General features: G+C 59.3%; 1 protein-coding gene. It reads right to left on the bottom strand.

Going from position 1 to position 550, the window contains the following annotated elements:
• A partial coding sequence (locus tag BGP75_RS22915) for an ABC transporter ATP-binding protein (protein ID WP_143821162.1) occupies positions 1 to 550 on the bottom strand: 550 nt, incomplete at both ends.

Below are 550 nucleotides of genomic sequence, written 5' to 3'. Positions count from 1 at the left end.
ATGTTCCACCAGCAGGATGGTAATGCCCTGTGCTTTCAGGCGCAGGATCAGCTCACGCATTTCCACCGTCTCGGTATCGTTCAGTCCCGCCGCCGGTTCATCCATCGCCAGAAATTCCGGGTTGGAGGCCAGTGCCCGGGCGATCTCCAGTCGCTTGAGCTCCCCGTAGGGTAATGAGCCGGCTTCACGCTCGGCCAGGTGTTCCAGTCCACACAGGGCCAGGGCTTCCCGGGACCACTCCCGCACCTGACGCTCTTCACGCACCACCGAGGGTAAACGCAACGCGGCTTTGATCAGCCCGGTCCGGGTCCGCAGGTGACAGCCCACCATGACGTTTTCCAGCACCGTCATGTTGTAGAACACCTGCAGGTTCTGAAAGGTGCGGGAGATACCCTGAGCGGCAATCTGGTGGGTTTCCAGCCCCACCAGGTTTTTCGGTTGGCCGTTTTTGCCGCTAAAGGTAATGCTGCCGCCGTTGGGAACATAGTAGCCACAGAGCATATTAAACAGGGTGGTTTTTCCGGCACCGTTGGGACCGATCACCGAATAG

The sequence above is a fragment of the Motiliproteus sp. MSK22-1 genome, from assembly GCF_001968815.1.
Lineage (GTDB): Bacteria > Pseudomonadota > Gammaproteobacteria > Pseudomonadales > Balneatricaceae > Motiliproteus.
This window is presented reverse-complemented; position numbering and strand designations above follow the sequence as displayed.